Consider the following 23,970-nt stretch of genomic DNA (forward strand, 5'->3'; position numbering starts at 1 on the left):
CTAAGCCGACGGGTGTTTAGCACTCACGGCTTTTTGTTTTGTCAATTTATGAACACTTTACAATTCGCGCGATGTTCGGCACAATAAGGACTAGTTTATGGATACGTGGAGGAATGAAACGAATATGCGTTTAAGAGGCAGAAAAGGAATTCTTGAAAGTTTGGAAGCCCAACCAGAACTTGTTGTATTGGATGCAGCAGCGCTCAAGGGGCGTTGGCATGAATTTTTTGGCAATCAGAAGCCAATTTACGTTGAGCTTGGTATGGGAAAAGGACGCTTCATCAGCGACATGAGCGTCCGTAATCCCGAGATTAATTTTATTGGCGTGGACATGTATGATGAATTAATTCGCAGGGCAAGTGACAAGGCGCGTATCGCTTGGGAGCAGCAAGGTGTTTCCCACCCGCCTAACTTGGCCTTACTACGAGCGAATATTGAGAAAATTGAAGATATCTTTGCCCCGAATGAAATCGAGCGCGTTCATTTGAATTTCAGCGATCCGTGGCCTAAGGCCAAGCATGCACGCAGAAGGCTGACTCATCCGAGATTTGTGGCCAAGTACATGGAGATCCTGAATGAAAATGGAGAGATCCATTTCAAGACAGACTCTCAATCTTTATTTGAGTTTTCTTTGAATAGCTTCGCGGATATGGAGCTTCATATGCGCAATATTTCGCTTCATTTGCACAAGGAAACGCTGCGTGACGATTTGGTTCTTACGGAATACGAAGCGAAATTTGTCGAGAAAGGCAATAACATTCACCGGGTAGAGGTCGTTATTGGCGAGAAGGCTTTAGCTGCGCATCGGGAAGCGAAGCGCACGTCTCAGATCAACGACCAAGCGGCCGAAACCAATACAGACGACAGCGAGCCTAGCACGGAGCCTACTGCAACATCGGAAGGATAATGCAATCCTAAGTACATTCGTGACCAAGCCACTGAGATGCCGAGTATGAGCGCAATAGGAAGCAGCAGCGGCAGCAGGGAGACATCAGCGAGCAGCCATGGTATAAGCCATGCAAAAATAGCTGTTGTATGGCCGGATGGGAAGGATGAGTCGCATAAAGGCTTCAAGCAAGTATTCAAATGCGGCATAGCCTGGTAAGGGCGAAGCCGACGGAATTTACGCTTCACGATTGCAACGGGAATATGGCTTATGGCTACTGCGATTACACATTGCAAACCGGCAATACGCCAGGGTCCAGATGCCAAAAGCGCGCATAATAAGGCGGTGACAAGCGTGAAAGTAGCACCGCCTGTATGCGTGATTAAACCAAGCCACCTGCTGAGCCACATATTGATTCCTTGATGAGCCGGTCTCCGATTTGCCCACAGCAGCATCCGCTGTTCACTCGAAACAAGCCAAAAAACCATCCGAGTCATGAAATCACACTCCTAAAAGTTTTTGCGAAACTTTCTCGAATACTTCCTGCGAGCAAAAACTCACTTCGAAAGCATAGGCTAAGTTTTTGCGAGGCTCTGCCTAACCTAACCGATTAGGCTAGGTAAAGCAAAAACTACATCGTAAGCATAAGTCTTTTTTTTCTAAGCTCTGTCTATTTAGCCGGATTTTGCTTAGGTGAGCAAAAACTCACTTCGTAAGCATAAGCCAAGTTTTTGCGAGGCTCTGCCCACCTAGCCGCCCTACACCCTCACTGTAACTCTTTATTGTTCACCCCGTGTCAACGGACTGCTAACGGTATATTAACGATCTTTTTATCCATTGTTGATGCCTCGAAAACATAGTTCCTTTATACTATCGCCAAACGACGAGCCGGTCACTAGGAATGATGTGCAGCCGGACAAACGGAGGCGATTGTAATGAGGCTGGCGCTTTTTACAGATACCTATGAACCCGACGTGAATGGAGTAGCAAGGACACTTGCCCGGTGGGTTGAGTATTTGCGTCGTAAAGGAATCCCAGTTCTTGTTTTTGCCCCAGATCCAGCAGATGACCGAGAAAGAGCCGCTATGGCATCCGTCGAGCGTTTTGCCAGCTTCCCCTTCTTCCTCTATCCAGAATGCCGCCTTGCTCTTCCTAGACCGATTTATATTCGTCGTGCGCTGCATGCTTTTGGACCCACGCTTATACATGTAGCGACCCCATTTAATATGGGTTTATGTGGCGTTCACTACGCGCGCAAATATCAGGTTCCGCTCGTTGCATCCTACCACACACATTTTGACCGTTATTTGCCGTTTTACAATTTGCATTGGATGGTTAAGATGTTATGGAGATACATGAATTGGTTTCACCATGATTCGCGTTCTATCTTTGTCCCTTCCAGATCAACGCTGCTTGACCTCAAGCAAAGGGGGTGGGATGAAGCCCGCCTTGAAGTATGGACGCGTGGCATTGATACGAAGCAATACCATCCTGGAGTAGACAGGAATACGTTCCTTACCCAGCATGATATTTCACCTGACAAATTTATCGTGCTTTATACAGGAAGATTGTCTCCTGAGAAAAATGTCGATGTTGCACTTGCAGCATTCGCTAAATTTCAACGCGACATCTGTCCAGATGCATTATTTGTCCTAGCTGGTGATGGACCATCAGCTGATTTGCTTAAGCAGCAAGCTGAGCGAGAACGAATTCCTACTCGGTTCTTGGGGTTCACTGGCATGCCTAACCTCCAGCAATGGTATGCAGCTGCGGATACTTTCTTATTTCCATCTTCAACGGAGACCTTTGGCAATGTTGTTCTAGAAGCAATGGCCTGTGGCACACCCATTGTGTGTGCAGATGCAGGCGGGGTAGTGGACACGGTCGAGCATGGCTGGAATGGTCTAATTTGCGAAGCAGGCAATATAAATGCCTTCAGCGATGCTTTGAAACAGATTCATGGGAATGCTGATCTTAGAGGTCGACTAGCGGCTCGCGGAATCGCGTACAGCTTACGTCAGTCATGGGATACGATTTTTGAAGAGCTGCTTATACGCTTTGAAAAGGCCTCGGACCTTGATAATTGTTCATGGATTCGTCACATAAGTGAGTGAAATGACTGAAACTTTTATTAAAATTAAATCGTTTATGGATAAGGAGACATTATTTCTTCGTAAATGGATGAAAATAAGAGCGAAACGGTAGAAAAACATCGATTGGGTTTCACTGACGTGCAATGCAAGCGTTTTTCCAAGGTTTCTTGCCAAACAACGGCGATTTGTTCTTTTGACAAAAAGACGTAATGTGTGGAGAATCATTATGGTTGCGGTATATAAAATAAAAAGAGAAATCCGCGTCCGCTTTAGATCGAGATAGATCAAACAGAGAGAATATGAAAATGGGGTCTCAAGGGGGCAGTAAACGTAATGGTCAACTTTATTATTATCTTGGTTCAGATTTTCCTGGCGTTTGTTGGTGTGTATCAATTTAGTATTTCTTTGTTCGGTATTGTAAGGAAACGCAGAGCTCTCAAACATCAACCGCAAAAGTCTTTCGCTGTTTTGGTTGCTGCACACAACGAAGAGCAAGTGGTCGGGGCTCTCATTGAGAATTTACAAAACCTCGAATACCCGAAGGAACTATACGATATTTTTGTAATTTGCGATAACTGTACAGACGGAACAGCAAAAATTGCCCGCAGTTACGGTGTTCAAGCTTGTGAGCGTAAGAACCCAAATCTGCGCGGTAAAGGTCATGCCATTGAATGGATGCTCAAGGAATTATGGGCCATGCCGAAACAATATGATGCGATTGTTATGTTTGATGCAGACAACCTGGTAGGTAACGACTTCTTAATTCATATGAACAACGATTTGTGTGAAGGTCATAAGGTTATACAAGGGTATCTGGATACGAAGAACCCTACAGATTCATGGGTCACCGCTTCTTATGCGATTACTTACTGGTACTGTAATCGGTTATGGCAGCTTTCCCGCAGAAACTTGAATATGGCCAACTACCTAGGCGGTACTGGCATGTGCTTCGAAACCGAACTGATGAAGGAAATGGGATGGGGAGCGACAAGCCTTGTCGAGGATCTTGAATTCTCGATGCGCTGTGTTCAACGCGGCGTACACCCAGTACTTAACTATGATGCAAAAGTGTATGATGAGAAGCCGCTTACCTTTAAAGCTTCTTCACGCCAACGTCTTCGTTGGATGCAAGGACATTTTACAGTGGCCCGTCAATATTTTTTCCCTTTGCTTTGGGCTAGTATCAAAGAACGCAGCTTTGTAAAATTTGATGCGGCGCTGTATTCCATATCGGTTTACAACACGTTTATCGGTTTCTTGGCAACAGCCTTACTGTGGGGGGATAATATTATTCCTGCACACAATATATTCACGTCGATTTATTATTACATGCCGAACTGGGTTGCCATTGCGGCAATATCGGCAACGGTTGTTATGTTCCCGCTGGTAATGATTCTTGAAGGAATTAAATCACCGAAAATGTATGCACATCTCTTTTCGATGGTGATTTTCCAGCTTTCCTGGTTACCGATTACGTTCTACGCGTTCTTCACGCAGAACAACAAGCAGTGGAGTCATACCCAGCATACACGTGTGCTTAGACTTGAAGAAGTACAAAGCAAACAAGTATAGCCTGTGTACGAAGTGAAATATTGTTGACACTGAATGTTTGTCTGTGCTATATTATTTCAGTGACATACAAACTTGTATGTGTACGCATAAGTAGAGGCACCCGCTTCTCACCTTCCCGGCTCAGGCCGAATGGTTTGCGATCGATGATTGGAACAGGCAGCAGCGCATTTATGCGACGCACCTACAATCTTGATTATTGGAATGCGGGTCCCTAGTGGATCCGCATTTTTTGATTTTTGAAGGGATTCGTAAATCTTGGAGGTGGCAGGTTATTAGCAGGGAACATCAAATTAATGATGAAATTCGGGCCAGAGAAGTTCGCGTCGTCGGTGCTGAAGGCGAACAAATTGGTATCAAATTGTTTCGTGAAGCGCTGCAGATGGCAATCGATTTGAACATGGATCTGGTGAACGTAGCACCTACAGCTAAACCACCGGTATGCCGAATCATGGATTACGGCAAATTCCGTTACGAGCAGCAAAAGAAAGACAAAGAAGCCCGCAAGAATCAGAAGATTGTTGATACGAAGGAAGTATGGTTCCGTGCCAACATTGACGAGAACGACTACCAGACCAAGTATCGCAACGTTGTGAAATTTCTTGGCGAAGGCGATAAAGTGAAATGCTCCGTTCGCTTCCGTGGACGTGAAATTACACATGCCTCTGTCGGCCAAAAGATTCTTGACCGTCTTGCTAGTGAAGTGACTGAATTATGCGTAATGGAGCGCCAGCCGAAGCTTGAAGGCCGCAGCATGATCATGATTCTGGCACCAAAAACAACTAATTAATTTACATTCTTAGAGGAGGAACTTCAAATGCCGAAGATGAAAACACATAGCAGTCTTAAAGACCGCTTCAAAATTACTGGAACTGGTAAAGTTATGCGTTACAAAGCATACAAGAATCACTTGCTTTCCGGTAAATCCGCTCGTCAAAAACGTGTACTAAATACACAACCATTGCTTTCTACTGGTGACTACAAACGTCTGCAACAAGGTCTTTCCAACATTAAAGGTTAATCAAATAAACATAACAGCAAACAACAATCGGGAGGTTTCTACTCATGGCAAGAGTTAAAGGCGGATTCGTCCGCGCACGTCGTCGTAAAAGAATTTTGAAACTAGCAAAAGGTTATTTCGGTTCCAAGCATCGCCTGTTTAAAACAGCTAAAGAGCAAGTAATGAAATCCTTGCTTTATGCTTACCGTGACCGTCGTCAACACAAACGTGACATCCGCAAACTGTGGATCGTTCGTATCAATGCTGCAGCTCGCCAAAACGGCTTGTCTTACAGCAAATTCATGTACGGCTTAAAACTTGCGGGTGTTGAAGTTAACCGCAAAATGCTTGCTGATCTTGCAGTTAACGATATCAATTCGTTTAACTCGCTTGCTGGTGTAGCTAAACAAAAAGTAAACGCGTAGCGATACACGTTAAAGATAAAGCGCCTTTCCTAACGGGGAGGCGCTTTTTTTTTGTTCAAATATAAGAAAGTATAAGTTATTTCCATACTTTGCTTATATTTCAGAGGGAAGAAACTTGCTTCGCCGCCAAGGACGGCGTTAGCCGTTTCTTCTTGCCTATAGAGTGGAACTCCTCGCAAATGAATCACCTATTTTTCGTTGGTGTATGGACAACAATACAGACCAAGCAGTCTAGGCCAGCATAAACTGTAGGACCTCTAGGCTTATGGCTTACGAGATTTAAAGGAGGAAATACAGATGCAGCGTGTCTCTAAAGAGCAAGTGAAGAAGCTAATCGGCAAAACAGTCTATGCGGTACGCAAGGACGGCTCGATAGCATCAGGCAAGCTCGTTCGAATACAAGAAAATAGACTGTACTTGCGCCCTGTGACTGAAGACAAAGAGAAAGTAGTCAGAACAAGGGCAATTCTGCCGCTTGTATTATTTGATCTCCTCGCAATCGGTACGCTTCCGTTTGCTGGCGGCTTTGGTGGAGGATTTGGTGGTGGATTTGGTGGTGGATTTGGTGGTGGATTTGGTGGTGGCTATCCAGGAGGATTTGGTGGCTATCCACCAGGTTATGGCGGCTTCGGTAATCAATGCTGCCAGCCTTATGGTGGATTCAACAACGGATTTAACAATTTTTACTAGAACGGTGCTGTTAATGCCTTTGTCATTTCATAACATCGGAGATCATGATAATAGTTGACGGTGTCAAATCCAAGCTGGGTATACAATCGCTGTGCTCTTGGGTTACTATTGTCAACAAAAAGTCTGGCTAAGCTGCAGTTCTTGGAACGGCCATAGGCCTCAACATGGGACATAAGCATCGTGCCTATTTTTTTACCTCGGTGCTGCGGATGAACGGCGAGCAAATCATATTGGAGGACATCCCCTTTTATATAAAAGTGGATAAATCCAAGTGGTGTGCTCGTCTTTGTACGTGAGTTTACGAAGGTTACACCTTCCCTTAGACGCTTGGGCAATTCGTGAATAGTCTGTGCATCACGAGGTGATGCGGTATGAGATAGCGGTATGAGCTCCGCTTTAATTAAACGAATGATTTCTGCGGAGTCGGTTCGTGGACGCCATAGCCTTATCATAGATCCACCAGCTTTCAATTTCATTTGAATAGGGTATCTTATGTAGTAGGTGGCGGGCATGCGCATTAACGACTGTTTGGATACATAACTTTTTGTCTAATTGCTCATCCTAGTTCTTGACGAAAGTTATGCCTAAGCATATAATAAGGTTTAAGTAACAGATATTCTAATAAAGTTATCGGCTATGAAGAGGACGAAGTGTTAAGGGCTCTTTTGATCAGAGAGCGGACGGATTTGCTGCAACCGTCGCCAGAATCCCTTTCCAACGAGCTCACCTCGGAGCTGTTTCCTTGAAAAGTTTGGCATCGCATGAAATGCGAGCTAACGGTGAATAAACCATCACTGGATGCCAATCGTATTAGGGGAAATCGAACGGCACACGTTAATGTGCCCAGGTATGAACGCATGCGTTCTTACCTCTGGAGGTTGCATGCTGTAAAGCGTGTAACAAATTTGGGTGGTACCACGGAAGATCAACCTTTCGTCCCTAGACGCTTGACGTCTGGAGATGAAAGGTTTTTTGTTTTTTTTAGAAGGGAGGACGACTTGATGGTCGCTCAAAATGCAACGCTAAGGTCAAAAGAAGAATTGCTTGAAAAGCTGAGTAAGCCTGAGGTCATCACGGGTTCAGAAATTTTGCTTCGCAGCTTGGTGTTAGAGGGTGTGGATTGTGTCTTCGGCTATCCTGGTGGAGCGGTGTTGTATATCTATGATGCTATGCATGGTTTTTCAGATTTCAAGCATCTACTGACCCGTCACGAGCAAGGGGCCATTCACGCAGCTGACGGTTATGCGCGGGCAAGTGGTAAAGTAGGGGTATGTATCGCAACGTCGGGCCCTGGGGCTACAAACCTTGTTACTGGGATAGCTACCGCGTATATGGATTCGGTGCCGCTGGTCGTCATCACAGGTAACGTAGCAACAACGCTAATAGGAACAGATGCTTTCCAAGAAGCTGACATTACCGGTATAACAATGCCGATTACCAAACATAGTTATCTGGTACGCAAGGCTGCTGATTTGCCGCGTATCATTCATGAAGCTTTTCATATCGCGAATACAGGACGTAAAGGTCCAGTGCTTATCGACATTCCTAAGGATGTTTCGGCAGAGCTTACAATGTTCGAGCCAGCGAAGGAAGTCAGTATTCGTGGCTACCATCCAACCGTGACGCCAAACAAGCAGCAGGTTGACAAATTGCTGAAGGCTATCGAAGAAGCGGAACGTCCGCTTATTCTAGCTGGTGGTGGCGTTGTTTACTCTGGTGGACATGAAGAGCTGCTTGAATTTGTTAAGAAGTCGGGTATTCCAATTACGACGACATTGCTCGGACTTGGCGCTTTTCCAAGCGGTGAAGAGCTTTGGCTCGGTATGCCGGGTATGCATGGTACGTACACAGCGAATAATTCCATTCAAAGTGCGGATCTGCTTATCAATATCGGAGCGCGGTTCGATGATCGGGTTACGGGTAAACTAGCTGGTTTTGCTCCGCTAGCGAAGATCGTTCATATTGATATTGATCCGGCTGAGATTGGCAAAAATGTACCGACACACATTCCAATTGTAGGTGATGTGAAGACGGTTCTACAGATCGCGAACAAAGAAGTGAAATGGGCAGCAAAAGCAGATGCATGGCGTGCTAAGCTGGCCGCTTCCAAGATAGAGAAGCCATTCAAATATATCGATTCCGATATTGAGCTCAAGCCGCAATGGGTAATCGAGATGCTTTACGAGGAAACGAAGGGCGAAGCGATTGTAACGACCGACGTTGGTCAGCATCAAATGTGGGCGGCACAATACTATAAATTCAACAAACCGCGCTCATGGGTTACCTCGGGCGGTCTTGGAACGATGGGCTTTGGTTTCCCTTCAGCTATCGGTGCTCAAATGGCTAATCCAGATCGACTTGTCGTTTCCATTAATGGTGACGGTGGAATGCAGATGTGCGCGCAGGAGCTTGCGATTTGCGCAATCAATAACATTCCGGTAAAAGTAGTCATCATCAATAACCAAGTGCTTGGTATGGTACGTCAATGGCAGGAGCTGATTTACGAGAATCGGTATAGTCATATCGATTTGGCGGGAAGTCCTGATTTTGTGAAATTGGCAGAAGCCTATGGTGTTAAAGGGTTCCGCGCATCAAACAAAGAAGAGGCGCGAGCGGTGTGGTTGGAAGCGATGAATCATCCGGGACCTGCTGTAGTGGAGTTCGTCGTTCGCAAGGACGAGAACGTGTATCCGATGGTTACGCAAGGATCCACAATTGACCAGATGTTAATGGGGGATTCGGAATGAAAAAACACACGATTTCTGTTCTCGTAAATGATCAACCCGGTGTTCTACAGCGCGTATCTGGCTTATTCGGTCGCCGTGGCTTTAATATTGAAAGTATTACCGTCGGGACAAGTGAGGAAGCCGGCTTGTCCCGGATGGTAGTGGTCACTACTGGCGATGATAATACGCTAGAGCAAGTAACGAAACAGCTATATAAGCTGATCGATGTCATTAAAGTCATTGATCTAAGCGCGAACCCAATGGTAGGTCGAGAATTGGCACTTATCAAAGTTAATGCTGAACCAACTTCAAGGCCTGAAATTCTCGGCGTTGTGGATACTTTCCGAGCTGCAGTTGTTGATATTGGTACAAGCACGCTGATGGTACAGGTTGTAGGAGATACAGAGAAGATCGATGCGATGGTGGAACTCTTGAAACCATACGGAATACGTGAGCTGTCTCGTACAGGTGTAACTGCAATGGTTCGAGGAAATGCGAGATAATGAAGTCTAGTATGTGTAAAGACTAGCAATACTCTAATCCCGATTCATCAAGCTATTTATTAGGTTCAACCACCATTTTTGGGCGGGGGTTAAAGCGGGGGAGATCGGTACTTTTATCCGGGCCTCCCTCCTTTAACACCCGCTCAAAAGGGTTAATTTAAAGGAGGCTTCATTTACAAATGGCAGTTACATTGTACTATGAAAAAGATGCAGACCAAAGCGTTCTGCAAGGTAAAACAATCGCAGTTATCGGTTACGGCAGCCAAGGTCATGCTCAAGCACAAAACTTGCGTGAGAGTGGACTTAAAGTAGTTATCGGACTTCGTGCTGGTAAATCAGCTGAAAAAGCTAAAAACGACGGTTTCGAAGTATTGTCCGTTGGCGAAGCTACTAAAATCGCAGACGTAGTACAAATCCTTATGCCAGATGAAACACAAGCACGCGTATACAAAGAAGAAATCGAACCGAACCTGAAGCAAGGCGCAGCACTTATGTTCTCTCATGGCTTCAACGTTCATTTCGGTCAAATCGTTGCTCGCAAAGATACAGACGTATTGCTAGTTGCTCCTAAATCACCAGGACATATGGTTCGTCGTACTTATGTTGAAGGCTTCGGCGTACCGGGTCTAATCGCAATCGAGCAAGATGCTACTGGTAATGCTAAAGCAATCGGTCTTGCATATGCTAAAGGTATCGGCTGTACTCGTGCAGGCGTTATCGAAACTTCTTTCCGTGAAGAAACAGAAACTGACCTGTTCGGTGAGCAAGCTGTTCTTTGTGGTGGTGCAACAGCACTTGTTAAAGCAGGTTTTGAAACACTTGTTGAAGCTGGCTACGCTCCAGAAATGGCATACTTCGAATGTCTGCATGAGCTGAAACTGATCGTTGACCTGATGTATGAAGGCGGTCTGTCGACTATGCGTGATTCGATCTCCAACACAGCTGAATACGGCGACTATGTTACTGGACCTCGTATCGTAACTGACGAGACGAAGAAAGCAATGAAAGCTGTTCTGACTGATATTCAACAAGGTAAATTCGCGCGCGATTTCATCTTGGAGAACCAATCCAACAATGCCTTTATGTCGGCTACTCGCCGCAACGAAGCAGAACATCCGATCGAAGTTGTCGGCGGACAGCTTCGTGAATTGATGCACTGGATCAAGAAGTAATCATTTTTTGCCGGATTCCGGTATATAGATAGGCATTTATGCAATCCCGGATGAACGGGACGGTCCTTCTCGTCGCCTCCTAGGTAGACAGGAGGGCCGTTTCGGTATCCGGGATCATTGTTTAGGTGCAGGATCATGCTTACGAAGTAGTTTTGCTTCGCAAAACTTAGGTTAATGCTTACGAAGTAGTTTTGCTTCGCAAAACTTTTAGGAGGTGCAAGATGCGCAAAATTTATATTTTCGATACGACGCTGCGTGATGGCGAGCAATCTCCAGGGGTTAACTTGAACACGCAGGAGAAGGTCGAGATCGCTTATCAGCTGGAGAGACTAGGCGTTGACCGGATAGAAGCGGGTTTTCCAGCAGCTTCGCCAGGCGACCTGGCAGCGGTTAATGCTGTTGCACGTGCAGTGAAGAATGCGACGGTAATCGGTCTTTCTCGTTCACGTGAGCAGGATATCGATGCGGCGCGTGAAGCGCTTAAGGGTGCACAGGATCCTTGTCTTCATCTGTTTCTAGCGACTTCTCCGATCCACCGCAAGTATAAACTTCGGATGGAGAAGGAGCAGGTGCTGGAGACAGCGGAGAAAGCGATTCGTTACGCGAAGCAATATTTTGACAAAATCGAATTCTCGCCTGAGGATGCAGGACGTACGGAGCTGGACTTCCTTTGTGAAGTGACAGCAATGGCAATCCGCGCGGGAGCAACGGTTGTGAATATTCCTGATACGGTTGGTTACATGAACCCATCGGAGTTCGGAAACATTTTCAAAACGTTGAAAGCTCAAGTGCCGGATATTGAGAAAATCCAGTTAAGCGCGCATTGTCATGATGATCTGGGTATGGCGACAGCAAATGCGCTAGCGGCGATTCTGAATGGTGCTGATCAAATCGAAGGCACGATCAACGGGATTGGTGAACGTGCAGGCAACACAGCCATCGAAGAGGTGGTCATGGCACTTGCTACGCGTGCTGAGTTCTTCCAAGCGACGACTTCATTGAACCTGAAGGAAATTGCGAAGACGAGCCGTTTGGTCAGCAAGCTGACAGGAATGGTTATCCCAGGGAACAAAGCAATCGTTGGTGCGAATGCTTTTGCTCATGAATCGGGTATTCATCAGGATGGCATGTTGAAGGAGAAAACAACGTACGAAATCATTTCTCCGGAAACGATCGGACTGGTCGATTCGAAGCTTGTTCTTGGTAAGCATTCGGGACGTGCAGCATTCCGTGAGAAGCTCATTGATCTTGGCTATGAGCTAGGAGAAGATGCAGTGAACGTGGTATTCGCGAAGTTCAAGGATCTGGCGGATAAGAAGAAGAACGTCAGTGACGAGGACATTCGTGCCATGCTGGAGGAGAAACTCATTGATACGCCGGAAGTGTTTACACTTGAGAAAATTCAAGTTAACTATGGCAATCAATCGACTCCAAAAGCAACCGTGTCTATTCGTGGAGCAGAAGGCGAAGTGAAAGAGCAGACTGCTGAAGGCAATGGTTCAGTTGATGCGATTTACAACGCTATTGATGCTGTAACTGGCGAGGCAGTCGAGCTTGAGGATTACTCGATTAAATCCGTCACGCACGGTAAGGATGCTCTTGGTGAAGTGCATGTTGTTCTGATGCAGGATGAAGTGTCGGCACAAGGCCGCGGCCTCAGCACTGACATTCTCGAAGCAAGCGCGCGCGCTTATATCGATGCATTGAACCGCCTCATTGAGAAACGGAAGTCACCTGGACGTCGGGACAAAATGAGTTTAATTTAGTTCATAGATGAGAAGAACGCTGCACAGCCGTAACCCGGCAGGTGTGGCGTTCTTTTTGTTTCACTCGCTCGTTACCCTCCATGGTATAATAAGAGGGAAATCGGCATTTTATGTGGAACGTATAGCAGCTATTTCTTCTCATCGGAGGATATAATCAAATGTTATTTGTATGGATAGCCCTATGGTTCACATCAGCTTTATTGCTTGTGGCAAATCGGAAGAATCCGGCAGGACGATGGCTGAGTCTGGTATCGTTCTGCGGTGGTATGGGTGCTTTGGCATCTATTTTGGAAGGTTGGATTGTGTCCTTATTCGAGACGGGGCAGATCGATGCTGCAGCAGAGCGGCTGCTGCGTATCCTACAGCGAGCGTGTTCGTGGATGAGCTATTATGGGCTGCCTTACAGCTTTTTATGCTTTGCTAGTGCTTATAATCATGAGGTAATACCGACACGATTCACAAAGAGATTGCCCTTGTTCTTAGTCATTCTGCCGCTAGGTATGCTCGCTTTGCCCATTGCTAAGGGGTATCCGGTTCACTTTAAGATACTCGCTATCTGGGCGATTCCTTATTTTGTAATCGGTCTGGTGCTGCTCCTAGCAAAGCGAAGTGTGCATCCTATGGAACGTCGAGCGCATGCCATTCTAACGATCGCGGTATTCCCCGTTATTCTGATTGCATTTACGATGAATTTTGTTCTTCCATTATTTGGCGTCTATGGCATGTGGCGTTATAATGTTTGGCCGATTACTGTGGCTTTCATCATCTTTATTGTGGCCCTTTTTAATTTTGGCTTTCTTGGTGTGCAGCTGCTTATTGAACGTCGTCAACTCAACTTCTCCTTGCGTGCGATAACAAGCGGGACGGCTATGCTGAATCATGCGATAAAGAATGACATTGGGAAAATCAAACTATTCAGCGATAAAATAAATCGTACAGCGGAAGCAAATCAAGAGCTTCGCGAAGACATTCGGGTTATTACTTCTGCGACGACACATATTGAATCGTTAATTCGAAGTGTACATGAGCGGACACAGGAGCTGCGTTTGCAGCCAGAGCGAATCAAGCTGTCTTCGCTTGTTCACGAACAGCTTCAAGCATTGGAGCCTCAGACGATTGCTGGACACATCACTGTGCATGCCCAATATGACGAGCAGGCGGAAGCCGTTGCTGATCTGGCGCAAACATCGGAGGCCTTGAGCAACGTCATCTTAAATGCGATCGAGGCGATGCCTGCCGGCGGGGAGCTAACCGTTAAAGTATTTGGCGGTAAACGGGGAAGTACAATCGAAGTACGCGATACCGGCAGTGGTATTGATAAAGAGCATATCAAAAAAGTAGTAGAGCCATTCTTTACAACGAAGAGTGGTAAAGCAATGAACTTCGGACTTGGACTTGCTTATTGCTACCAGCTTATGAATCGGCAGGGTGGAGAGCTTCGCATTCAGAGCCAAGTAGGTATCGGCACGGTGGTGCGGTTTCATTTTCCATCCATTAAACAAATTAAAGGAGTCAGCTAATGAGCAGCATACCGATTCGCGTGATGATTGTGGAGGATGACCCTGACTGGCGACGAGGGCTAACCGCTTTCTTGAATAATGAAATGGATCTGGATGTAATTGCTGAAGCTGAAGAACCGGAGAAGGCCTTGCAGCTTGCGAGAGAGCTTGAACCGGATGTGATTCTGCTCGATATTATGCTGGCTGACAGTCCAGAGGGTCTCCGACTAGCTGGTGAGTTGTCCGGATCAACGGGGGCGCGTATTATTATGCTCACTTCTATGGAGGATCGGACGTTCGTCGTGGAAGCTTTTCGAGCGGGGGCGGTTAATTATTTGGTGAAATCCGATTTCTCATCCATCCCGGATGCCGTTCGGAAGGCGGCAGCTGATCACTCCGCTATCGATGCAACCTCGGCACGTCAAATGCTCGAGGAGTTTAGGCGACTAAAGAAGCTTGAGCGTGAATATGAGGTGGAAAAGTTCAAGCGGATGCTGACCCCATCTGAGGTTCAGCTGCTCTCGATGATCCATGATGGCTACAGCCAAACGCAAATCGCGGAGAAGTCTTTTCTATCCATTCGTACGGTAAAGAACCATGTGACGAATATATTGCGCAAGCTGGGCGGTAAGAGCAGCAAGGAAGCAGCACAGCAAGCGAAGGATAACGAATTATTTTAACAGGTCTTGATAATTTGGCGGAAAGTCCTTTTTGTCTGGTCCCTTTAAATGTTTAAAGTCTACAAGCTTAACTTTTACGGTAGGAGATATTTCTGTCTTATATCTCCTGCCTATAAAAGTCATAGCTTTCATATCTTTGTCATGAGGGCTTGAATATGGTACAACTAAGGATAGAGTGAGAATCATAATCAAAGGGAGCCTTCATTCCGTGAAAAGAGATGCGGTGAAAGGTGAAGCCCTGAATAAAAGGAGAGTTACAAATCATATGGCTGACGTAAAAAAAATCGCGGTTATCGCGGGCGATGGAATCGGACCAGAAGTTGTAGGCGAAGCTTTAAAAGTATTGAAAAAAACAGAGGAGCTTTTCGGTTATCAATTTGAGACCGAGCACGGCTTGTTTGGTGGAATTGCAATTGATGAGAAAGGGACTCCTTTGCCGCAAGAGACGCTCGACATTTGTAAGAATGCGGATGCTGTATTGCTCGGCGCTGTTGGCGGACCTAAATGGGATAATAACTCCAAGGAGCTTCGTCCAGAGACTGGCTTGCTTGGTATTCGGAAAGAGCTGGGATTGTTCTCCAACATTCGTCCAGCAACTGTGTTTGATTGCTTAAAAGAAGCTTCCACGCTGAAGCCTGAAGTACTTGAAGGGACCGATCTAATCGTTGTGCGTGAGCTTACAGGTGGTATTTACTTTGGTGAGAAGTTCCGCCGCGAAGGTGCGAGTGGAGAAGAGGCAGTAGATACTTGTGTCTACAATGTTGTAGAAATTGAGCGTATTGCGCGTCAAGGCTTCGAGATCGCTCGTACTCGCCGCAAGAAGCTTGCATCCGTTGATAAAGCTAACGTGCTTGAGACTTCCCGTCTATGGCGTGAAGTGGTAAACCGGATCGCTCCTGAGTATCCAGATGTTGAGCTTGAGCACATTCTAGTTGATAACTGCGCCATGCAATTGCTTCGCCGTCCATCGAGCTTTGACGTTATTGTAACGGAAAATATGTTCGGTGACATCCTTAGTGATGAAGCAGCAATGCTGACTGGTTCAATCGGTATGCTTTCCTCTGCTTCACTTGGAGAAGGCAGCTTTGGCCTTTATGAGCCGGTACATGGCTCTGCGCCTGATATTGCTGGACAAGGTATCTCCAACCCAATCGCAACGATTCTATCAGTAGCCCTTATGTTCCGTCTTACTTTCGGTTATGCCGATGCAGCACAATCAATCGAAGATGCGGTTAAGTCTGTTCTTGATGCTGGTCACCGCACAGGAGACATCGCAGTTGATAAGAGCACAGCAATCGGAACTATAGAAATGGGCGATCTAATCATCGCTGCAATGAAAAAGTAAATTATAATTATTATTATATAGAAATAATTTCATTGTTGACTTTGTTATAAAGTGATGGTAGGATTTTATCAGGTCATCACGTGCTAAACGCACATAAATAGCACCAAAAAGCGTATGTTTTCGAAGTGGTTTTTGCTCTCGCAGAAGCCAAATCAAGAAGTAACGCAAAAACGAAGCGTATGCTTTCGATGTGGTTTTTGCTCACGTGAAGCCAATCAGGAAGTAACGCAAAAACCTTAGGAGGTCTTTTTCAATGGCAGAACGTTTGGTTGGTCGTCCGGCTCCTGATTTTAAATTGGAGACAGTTACTGGTGATGGACAAGATTTCAGCACAGCAGCACTTTCAGATTACAAAGGAAAATGGCTCGTATTTTTCTTCTATCCACTAGATTTCACTTTTGTTTGCCCAACTGAAATTACAGCTCTTAGCGATGCTGCTGAGTCCTTCAAAGCGTTGAACACTGAAATTCTTGGTGTCAGCATTGATAGCAAACACAGCCACCGCGCTTGGATCAACACGCCAGTTAACGATAACGGTCTTGGCAAGTTGAATTTCCCACTTGCTGCTGATATCACGAAGAGCGTTGCTCGCGATTACGGTGTATTGATTGAAGAAGAAGGTATTGCACTTCGCGGCCTATTCATTATTGATCCAGAAGGCGAAATTAAATACCAAGTCGTTAACCATAACGATGTTGGTCGCAGCGTAGAAGAAACACTTCGCGTACTGCAAGCTCTGCAATCCGGCGGATTGTGCCCAATTAACTGGAAACCAGGCGACAAAAACCTGGTAGCTAAATAATATCATTCAGACCTGAATAGACAGAACCCGGAACCTTCCAAGGTTACCGGGTTTTTCTATCTAGGTAAAAATGAAGTTTAGCAGGAATTTCAGGTGTCTATCGCGAATAAGCTTAGTAAGGTTTCAGCGTGATTTGGGTTGGCTATTGGAGGTTAAGGGGGAGAAGGACATGAGTTTTTGTTGTGGAGCGAGTATGATTGGCACTAACGGTACGCTTAAACATTTTCGGACGCATATTCATAATGTGCCTATTCTTTTCTGTCCCGTGTGCCACCGCGTCGAAATTCACCATATGATTGAAAATGAATATGAGATTTTGGCTGAATATGCTCATGGTGATGGGGCTTCCGAGGTTGACTTTATTGAATACGTTGAGCAAGAAGAGAAGGAATTGTTTGAGAACTGCGTGAATAACGAGAATGAAGATCCCATGGATGTCGTCACCAGTCAGATTGATATGGCACTCGATCTTCTATCCTTCGCCAAACAAATCAGTGATGAAGCTTGGGAAGCGGAGCTTAAAAAGAGACTTGGTATATTGAATCAGAGGCGAAACAAGCTTCGGCAGCGTTCTCCGATCTGATGGTTGTTGTGAATTCGGGTTATGCCTCCTGAGAAGGAGGCTTTTATTTTTTTACGGGTTTGCACGACGACCCCCTCAAGAGAAATAGACAGCACGAAAAATGTAGATGTGAGGTGGAGCGGTTGCTACTCGTACTATTCAAGCGATTTTTTGGCAAACATAGTCCGGCTTTAGCACCAACTGGCGAGAAGGATGAACGACATACACCAGAAGAAATGGTGGAGCTTATCCGCTCAGGCAAGGCTTCGCGAGATGATTTTATCCAAGCGTATAAGCCTTATATAGCCAAGGTGACAAGCCGATTCTGCAAAAGATATATAGATCCTTCACGTGATGATGAGTTTAGTATCGCGCTAAGTGCGTTCAACGAAGCGATCGAACAATATGCAAGCCATGCAGGTAAATCGTTTCTCGGCTTTGCCGAAACGGTCATACGGCGTAGGCTTATTGACTATGTAAGAAAAGAACAGCGTCACGCAGGTACGGTACCCTACAGTTCGTTCGACCGAACGGACGATGAAGAATTGACCGTTAATCCGATTGAAACACAGGAAGCCGTTAATCGTTATCAGATTATGCAGGAACAGGATGCAAGAAGAAATGAGATTGTTGAATATGATATTCACTTGAAGCAATATGGCATATCCTTCTCGGATCTGCAGGAAATCTCTCCTAAACACACGGATTCAAGACTTTTATTAATAGGAATTAGCCGATTGTTTATTGAAGCAGAGGGGCTATTCGAGGCCTTTGAAGTGAAGCAGAAGCTCCCGGTTAAGGAACTATGTGAAATGGCCTCCGTTTCACGAAAAACGATTGAACGTAACCGCAAATACATTATCGCATTAGCGATTTTACATAATGGGAATTATCCTTATCTTCAGTATTATCTCGAGCCACAGACGGATTCTCACAAGGTGGATAAACAAGCAAAAGGAGGCCGGTCATGAGTCGTGGAATCGTGATGGAAAACGGGAAGCGGCATGTCATCGTAATGATGCCAGATGGCCAGTTTCGCAAAGTTCCTACCAAAAATAAACCGATAGTTGGTGAAGAGATCACCTTCTCGGAACGGTCGCGGCTGCTCCAATCGCGCAAATTATACAGCATTAGCTTCGGCGCGGCGGCGGTTATCTTGCTGCTATTTATTCCTTTCATCATGAAGGGAGGGCCTTCTGAGTCTCCGGTAGTGGCCTATCTGACTATAGACGTTAATCCAAGTATCGAGCTTGGCGTAAACAAAGAAGAGCAAGTGGAGGAGCTGCGGGCAATTAACGTGGATGGAGCTGCAGTTACTCTCAATTTACCTTATAAAGGTCTTCCCGTTGAGCAGGTAGCGGAGGCGATTATGGATCGTGTGGATGCTGGACATTACATCCATAACGGAGAAGGCGATGTTGTGATCACAAGTGTCCTGGTGCATGATGAACGTGCATCTGCTTATGAAATTAATCTGAAGGAGCATGTCGATCTTGCTGTACGTAAGGCGCTTGCCAAGGTAGACAAAGGTGCGAAGCCAGGTGTAGAAGTGACAACACTTTCGGCACCAAAGGAATTGCGGGAAGAGGCTAATAGAGACGGTGTTTCCTCGGGTAAGCTAGCCTTCTATCTCTTAGCCAAAAGTCAGGGGCATCCTATTTCCATTGAGGAGCTTAAGACACATTCCCTACATCAGACTGCGAAAGCTTGGGGCGGCGTAAAAGCGGTCATTCAAGCGACCAAAGGCGACAACACCCATTCTAAGGCGAAGCAGGAACAGAAGCAGAAGGAGAAGCTGAAGGAGCTTCTGAAGCAAATGAAGAAGGACAGCAAGGAGAATCAAGCCTCGAATAATGAGAAGGAGAAATCTGATGATTCGAAAGGACAACAGCCTTCTGATCATGATGATCATACCAATATACTCCCCGCTCAAGTACAGATTGGGCAGTCTAACGATAAAGGTGAATCAACAAAGGTAAATTCAAAAGAGAAGAATGAGAAGAAGAGCTGGAATGACAAGTCTGTCCATAAACAGAGTAACAATGGAGATAAGAAAGATAAGAAAGATGAGAAAGATAAGAAAGATAAGAAAGATAAGAAAGATAAGAAAGATGAGAAAGATAAGAAGAACCATGATCAGAATGGTAATAAGCAAGATGATGAAGTTGATCGCAAGCAAAATAAAAAGCAGAAAAACAAAGATAAGGACAAAGAAAATAATAAGAACCAGCAAGAGGACCACAGCAACAATAAGAATGAGATAAGACAGGAGGAGCAATCCCCTTCTTCTAATCAACAAAAGGATCGTAAAGAAGACTCCAAGAGAGAGCATGACTAAGATCGAGGCTGCTGATCTACCCGTTTATCAAAGAAATTAGCTAGGCTATGGCAGTTATTCTGCCGTAGCCCTTTTTTCTCTCCATTATCCGCCTTTATTCGACAGGATCTCCTGTTGACATAAATTGGGCGTTGTCTCTATGATGATTGTAAGCGTCACCTTTACTCGGAATGATCAGATTTAGCATTATGAGCGGAGGGGAAAGACAAGTGGAAATGTTTCATATTCAAGAGACTTCTGATGCTATTGATGCGCGTCAAAGAGGAAGAGACATTGCAAGAGAGCTTGGCTTTAGTCTTATCGATCAAACGGTCATTACGTATACCATTTCTGAACTTGCACTTAAGCTGGTCTCTCTCTCAGAGAAGGGTCATATGACGATTCGTGCAATCGGAGTAAACAAAGGAGAAGTGAAATCGGGTATTGAAGTCCGGCTCTTCGATCATTTTCGAGGTCCTAATCGCATTGATCCGCGTTGGATCGAAAAGATAGTCGACGACATGGAAGTAATGACTGACAGTATAAGGGGGACAATGATTACCTTTCGAAAATGGCTCATATCCCCGCTACGTATCGACTCACCGATTTGTGCGGCAGGAGAGGAGTAAGCCATGCAAGCCATTCGAAAGCGCTACTTTCCGGCGCTTGCCGAATATATTAGAAGCGGTAGCGAAGCATCGCTTTTTGAAGCAACTGAAATTGGTAAATTGCTTCACGGCATTCATCCGGAGGACATCATTGCCATTCATGAAGAATCTATGCAAATGCTCGTAGCAAACGTCGAATCTGAAGAAGCACTTCGGCTTTATAGTCGGTCTTTTATCTTCCTTATTGAATTAATGGTCGCTTTTCGGTTTCGGTTACAGCCGGATCAAACGCCGGAGCAGCGGTTCAGCGAAATGAGGGACATGCTGTTGAACTCCCATCGTTCCTTTCGCATGGTCAAAAATAAATATGAAAATGTACTGCAGCATATGGATAGCGGCATCGCCATTTTTGACGGTGACGGTATTTTATCGTTTATAAATTTGCAAATGGCCAAGCTGCTTGATATTCCTCGTAAAACGCTCATTGGCAGCAATCTAACGGATTTATTATCCCATCCCCAGCTGCGTCGTGGGACGAAGCGTATTGTACTGCGTATTTATAAAGAAATGTTCCTTCGCCGAAGCCGATATCTGGAATTCCAAGATGCGAGCGGTAGACATTTACTCGTCACGGTCACTTATGGGGATCAGCTTGATGGCGATTATTTATTCAGCGTGAAGGATGTTACGGAATATAAGTTAATTGAACAATCAGCTTATCAGAATGATAAGCTAGCGATGCTAGGCAAAATCGCCGCTGCAATTGCTCATGAAATACGTAATCCGCTTACTTCTATTCGGGGGTTCATCCAACTGCTTCGTCCGCATTTAACTCAGCTTGGCAAAGAAGAATACTCCCGAATCATTCTGGGCGAGATCGATCGGGCCAATGATATCATTTATGAATTTCTTAACTCCTCCAAGCCATCTGCACCGATGAAGCAAGAGGTGCAAATTAACTCACTGCTTAAAGAAGTTATTCTTCTATCGGATAGCGAGGCTCACATGAAGGGCTGTCAAATTAATCACGAGACCTATGATGAGAATTTGACCATTTCCATTGACGTGAAGCAAATCAAGCAAGTCATCTTGAACATTGTCCGCAACGCAATGGATGCTATTGGCGAGCTTGAAGATGATCGGGGCGGACGTATCGATATTATTACGAAGCGAGAGGGCTCTTACGGAGAGATTACAATCAGGGACAATGGTAAAGGCATGGATTCAACGACAAAGGTTAAGCTATTTGATCCGTTCTTCACGACCAAAGCTGCGGGCACGGGCCTTGGTTTGTCAGTCAGCTATCGAATTGTACGAAATCATAGCGGGACGATCAGGGTAGTAAGCAATATCGGTGAGGGAACGGAGTTTAATATCTATTTGCCATTAGTGGAATAAAGGATTAAAATCGGGGTATAACCCGAATCAATCGCGAAAATGGCCTCTAAGAGCATAATGACTATACGATTTGTGGAACCGAATTGTTCGCTTCCTTCGCTTTTGAAACCTGAAATTTGGGAGGGCACCTAATGGTGGTGAGTCCCCGGTTTCAAGGGCGATTGCTTGTGCTCTTCAGCGGACTTTTTTCCATAAATGCTGTCATTATTCTGGGACCAAATGCGCTATGAAATCGGGGAAACCCGGTTTTTTTGTTGTAGAGAATTAGGTAAGTTCCATGTGATTGCGAGTGCAAGAGAGCAACCATTCAGTTGAGTCATGCTAGAGTAAGAGGGTAAGAAAACAGAACAGATAAGGGAGTTGTTATTGATCATGGGCGTTCAATTTACATATGGAGTAAATGGGCAGGATGGCAAATTGGTTGAAGCGGATGCTATTGTCCGTTTCATAAGTCGGGAGGAATTGAAGCGGGAGGACACGGATGAGGCTCAGTGGGTACATCCGCAGATGGACGCGGCGCTGAGAGAGCATTTTGAGAAGGAGTTATTCAAAGCTGAGCCCAAAGAAGTGCTATGCTTGCCGACGCTCGGGCTGCTTCCAGCTGCTTATGTCATCTATGTAGGGATTTCCTCACAGTTAGGTCTCACGACCAATGGACTGCGTGATTCCGCTGCGGCTGCTGCGAAGGCTGCTAGACGTGTGAAAGCTGTAGCTATCCAACAGCTGGTCCAAGATTCACTATATCTCGGTTCGCTGGAGTATACGGCCAGCCAGGCGGCTCAGGCTTTAACCGAGGGCTATACTCTCGGATTATTTACGCGGAAGACAGAGAAGAAAGAGGATGAGAAACGTCAAGCAACAGTAGAATCTGTCCTGTTCTCACCTATTGAGGGTGGTGCGAGCAAGGAAGCAGCTGCTTCTGCTGAGGCGTGGCAAACAGGTATCCGTCGTGGTACTGTATTTGCAGACTCAGTGAAGTTTGCTCGTGATTTGACGAATTTGCCTGGTAATAAGCTTACTCCTGAAATGCTGGCGGAGGAAGCGGAGACGCTTGCCCGTACGTATAGTCTTGATTGTGAGATCATTGACGAGTGGACAGCCGCGGAGCAAGGTATGGGTGGTCTGCTGGGTGTAGGTCAAGGAAGTGTCAATCCGCCGCGTATGATTGTTATTCACTATCACGGTGCACCTGAACACGAAGAAACCTGGGGCTTCATAGGCAAAGGAATAACGTTCGATACTGGTGGAATCTCGCTTAAGAAGCCGGCTGGCATGGAAGAGATGATCAGCGATATGGGTGGTGCGGCTGCTGTTCTGGGCGCGATGCGTATTGTTGGAGAGCTTCGTCCGCAAGTAAATGTAATTGCGGTTATACCTACCGCTGAGAACATGCCATCTGACCGTGCAATTAAACCTGGTGACGTGCTTAAGATGATGAACGGAACAACGGTTGAGGTTGTCAATACAGATGCAGAGGGACGTCTTGTACTCGCCGATGGATTAACGACAGCTATTCGCCGTGGAGCGACAAAGCTTGTTGATGTTGCTACATTGACTGGTGCCGTTATGGTTGCACTTGGTGATGTGGCTACTGGCTCGGTAAGTAATGATGAAGTCCTGCAGCAGGAGATCATTCTCGCTTCCAAACGGGCTGGCGAACGGATCTGGCCTCTGCCGACCTATCCGGAATTCCGTAAGCAATTAGATAGTGATGCGGCAGATATGAAGAATAGCGGCAGCCGATTTGGCGGAGCAAGCACAGGTGGACTGTTCATTGGAGCCTTCGCTGAAGAGCGACCTTGGGTGCATCTGGATATCGGCGGAACGGCTTGGCTTGAGCATGACCGCTCGTGGGAAGTAAAGGGCGGCACTGGGGTTATGGTCCGGACGCTCGGCGAGCTCTTGGTGTAAGCAAGGAGATAAGCATTC

23 protein-coding genes are annotated in these 23,970 nt (G+C 45.8%); 21 read left to right on the plus strand and 2 right to left on the minus strand.

The features are described from left to right. Window positions 1-124 precede the first annotated feature (124 nt). Window positions 125-907: a tRNA (guanosine(46)-N7)-methyltransferase TrmB gene (gene trmB / locus EKN16_RS30690; protein WP_125666841.1), complete on the plus strand. Its 783-nt coding sequence runs from the start codon at window positions 125-127 to the stop codon at window positions 905-907. Here trmB and EKN16_RS30695 read toward each other — a convergent pair. Next, window positions 826-1,383, minus strand: a complete 558-nt coding sequence (locus EKN16_RS30695) for a phosphatase PAP2 family protein (RefSeq protein WP_125665272.1) — start codon at window positions 1,381-1,383, stop codon at window positions 826-828. The two genes, trmB and EKN16_RS30695, sit on opposite strands and share 82 nt — an antisense overlap. A 438-nt stretch (window positions 1,384-1,821) precedes the next feature. Here EKN16_RS30695 and EKN16_RS30700 point away from each other — a divergent pair, with 438 nt between their 5' ends. The 6 genes from EKN16_RS30700 to EKN16_RS32600 all read left to right on the plus strand — a co-directional run bounded on the left by EKN16_RS30700 (window position 1,822) and on the right by EKN16_RS32600 (window position 6,663). Next, entirely contained in the window at window positions 1,822-3,000 is a 1,179-nt protein-coding gene (locus EKN16_RS30700) for a glycosyltransferase family 4 protein (RefSeq protein WP_125665274.1), read from the plus strand. Between the two features lie 312 nt (window positions 3,001-3,312). Further along, entirely contained in the window at window positions 3,313-4,551 is a 1,239-nt protein-coding gene (locus EKN16_RS30705) for a glycosyltransferase family 2 protein (RefSeq protein ID WP_125665276.1), read from the plus strand. A gap of 289 nt (window positions 4,552-4,840) precedes the next feature. Beyond that, window positions 4,841-5,338 (plus strand): translation initiation factor IF-3, encoded by a 498-nt coding sequence (gene infC / locus EKN16_RS30710; protein WP_125666843.1) that lies wholly within the window; start codon window positions 4,841-4,843, stop codon window positions 5,336-5,338. A gap of 27 nt (window positions 5,339-5,365) precedes the next feature. Next, entirely contained in the window at window positions 5,366-5,569 is a 204-nt protein-coding gene (rpmI, locus tag EKN16_RS30715; protein ID WP_125665278.1) for a 50S ribosomal protein L35, read from the plus strand. A gap of 44 nt (window positions 5,570-5,613) precedes the next feature. Beyond that, the gene (gene rplT / locus EKN16_RS30720; RefSeq protein WP_125665280.1) at window positions 5,614-5,973 is read left to right on the plus strand and encodes a 50S ribosomal protein L20; all 360 of its coding nucleotides are present in this window, start codon (window positions 5,614-5,616) and stop codon (window positions 5,971-5,973) included. Window positions 5,974-6,270: 297 nt separating this feature from the next. Continuing rightward, entirely contained in the window at window positions 6,271-6,663 is a 393-nt protein-coding gene (locus EKN16_RS32600; RefSeq protein ID WP_170180894.1) for a hypothetical protein, read from the plus strand. Here EKN16_RS32600 and EKN16_RS30730 read toward each other — a convergent pair. Further along, entirely contained in the window at window positions 6,660-7,115 is a 456-nt protein-coding gene (locus tag EKN16_RS30730) for a GNAT family N-acetyltransferase (RefSeq protein ID WP_164523061.1), read from the minus strand. The genes EKN16_RS32600 and EKN16_RS30730 overlap by 4 nt on opposite strands. Window positions 7,116-7,664: 549 nt before the next feature. Here EKN16_RS30730 and ilvB point away from each other — a divergent pair. The 14 genes from ilvB (at window position 7,665) to EKN16_RS30805 (ending at window position 23,952) form a co-directional block, all read left to right on the plus strand. Then, window positions 7,665-9,410: a biosynthetic-type acetolactate synthase large subunit gene (ilvB, locus tag EKN16_RS30735; RefSeq protein ID WP_125665284.1), complete on the plus strand. Its 1,746-nt coding sequence runs from the start codon at window positions 7,665-7,667 to the stop codon at window positions 9,408-9,410. Next, window positions 9,407-9,892, plus strand: a complete 486-nt coding sequence (ilvN, locus tag EKN16_RS30740) for an acetolactate synthase small subunit (protein WP_125665286.1) — start codon at window positions 9,407-9,409, stop codon at window positions 9,890-9,892. The genes ilvB and ilvN overlap by 4 nt, the downstream gene beginning before the upstream one ends. A 179-nt stretch (window positions 9,893-10,071) precedes the next feature. Beyond that, window positions 10,072-11,064, plus strand: coding sequence for a ketol-acid reductoisomerase (gene ilvC / locus EKN16_RS30745; protein WP_125665288.1), 993 nt, complete (start codon window positions 10,072-10,074; stop codon window positions 11,062-11,064). A 221-nt stretch (window positions 11,065-11,285) separates the two neighbouring features. Continuing rightward, window positions 11,286-12,830 carry a 2-isopropylmalate synthase gene (locus EKN16_RS30750; RefSeq protein WP_125665290.1) on the plus strand — a complete coding sequence of 515 codons (1,545 nt, stop codon included), beginning with the start codon at window positions 11,286-11,288 and terminating at the stop codon, window positions 12,828-12,830. Window positions 12,831-12,988: 158 nt separating this feature from the next. Next, on the plus strand, window positions 12,989-14,350 hold the full coding sequence (locus tag EKN16_RS30755; protein WP_125665292.1) for a sensor histidine kinase: 1,362 nt from the start codon (window positions 12,989-12,991) through the stop codon (window positions 14,348-14,350). Then, window positions 14,350-15,009 carry a response regulator gene (locus EKN16_RS30760; protein WP_125665294.1) on the plus strand — a complete coding sequence of 220 codons (660 nt, stop codon included), beginning with the start codon at window positions 14,350-14,352 and terminating at the stop codon, window positions 15,007-15,009. The genes EKN16_RS30755 and EKN16_RS30760 overlap by 1 nt, the downstream gene beginning before the upstream one ends. 265 nt (window positions 15,010-15,274) lie before the next feature. After that, window positions 15,275-16,354: a 3-isopropylmalate dehydrogenase gene (leuB, locus tag EKN16_RS30770; RefSeq protein ID WP_125665298.1), complete on the plus strand. Its 1,080-nt coding sequence runs from the start codon at window positions 15,275-15,277 to the stop codon at window positions 16,352-16,354. Between the two features lie 253 nt (window positions 16,355-16,607). Then, window positions 16,608-17,156, plus strand: a complete 549-nt coding sequence (locus EKN16_RS30775; protein WP_125665300.1) for a peroxiredoxin — start codon at window positions 16,608-16,610, stop codon at window positions 17,154-17,156. 169 nt (window positions 17,157-17,325) lie between these two features. Continuing rightward, window positions 17,326-17,739, plus strand: a complete 414-nt coding sequence (locus EKN16_RS30780; protein WP_125665302.1) for a hypothetical protein — start codon at window positions 17,326-17,328, stop codon at window positions 17,737-17,739. Window positions 17,740-17,852: 113 nt separating this feature from the next. Beyond that, the gene (sigI, locus tag EKN16_RS30785) at window positions 17,853-18,689 is read left to right on the plus strand and encodes an RNA polymerase sigma factor SigI (protein ID WP_232016112.1); all 837 of its coding nucleotides are present in this window, start codon (window positions 17,853-17,855) and stop codon (window positions 18,687-18,689) included. After that, window positions 18,686-20,056, plus strand: coding sequence for an anti-sigma factor domain-containing protein (locus EKN16_RS30790; RefSeq protein ID WP_125665304.1), 1,371 nt, complete (start codon window positions 18,686-18,688; stop codon window positions 20,054-20,056). The genes sigI and EKN16_RS30790 overlap by 4 nt, the downstream gene beginning before the upstream one ends. Before the next feature lie 215 nt (window positions 20,057-20,271). Further along, window positions 20,272-20,664: an ATP-binding protein gene (locus tag EKN16_RS30795; protein WP_232016623.1), complete on the plus strand. Its 393-nt coding sequence runs from the start codon at window positions 20,272-20,274 to the stop codon at window positions 20,662-20,664. A 3-nt stretch (window positions 20,665-20,667) separates the two neighbouring features. Further along, window positions 20,668-22,041 (plus strand): ATP-binding protein, encoded by a 1,374-nt coding sequence (locus EKN16_RS30800; RefSeq protein WP_125665308.1) that lies wholly within the window; start codon window positions 20,668-20,670, stop codon window positions 22,039-22,041. A 372-nt stretch (window positions 22,042-22,413) separates the two neighbouring features. After that, on the plus strand, window positions 22,414-23,952 hold the full coding sequence (locus tag EKN16_RS30805; protein ID WP_125665310.1) for a leucyl aminopeptidase: 1,539 nt from the start codon (window positions 22,414-22,416) through the stop codon (window positions 23,950-23,952). Window positions 23,953-23,970 lie beyond the last annotated feature (18 nt).

This window comes from Paenibacillus baekrokdamisoli (genome assembly GCF_003945345.1).
Classification (GTDB): Bacteria; Bacillota; Bacilli; order Paenibacillales; family Paenibacillaceae; genus Paenibacillus_Z; species Paenibacillus_Z baekrokdamisoli.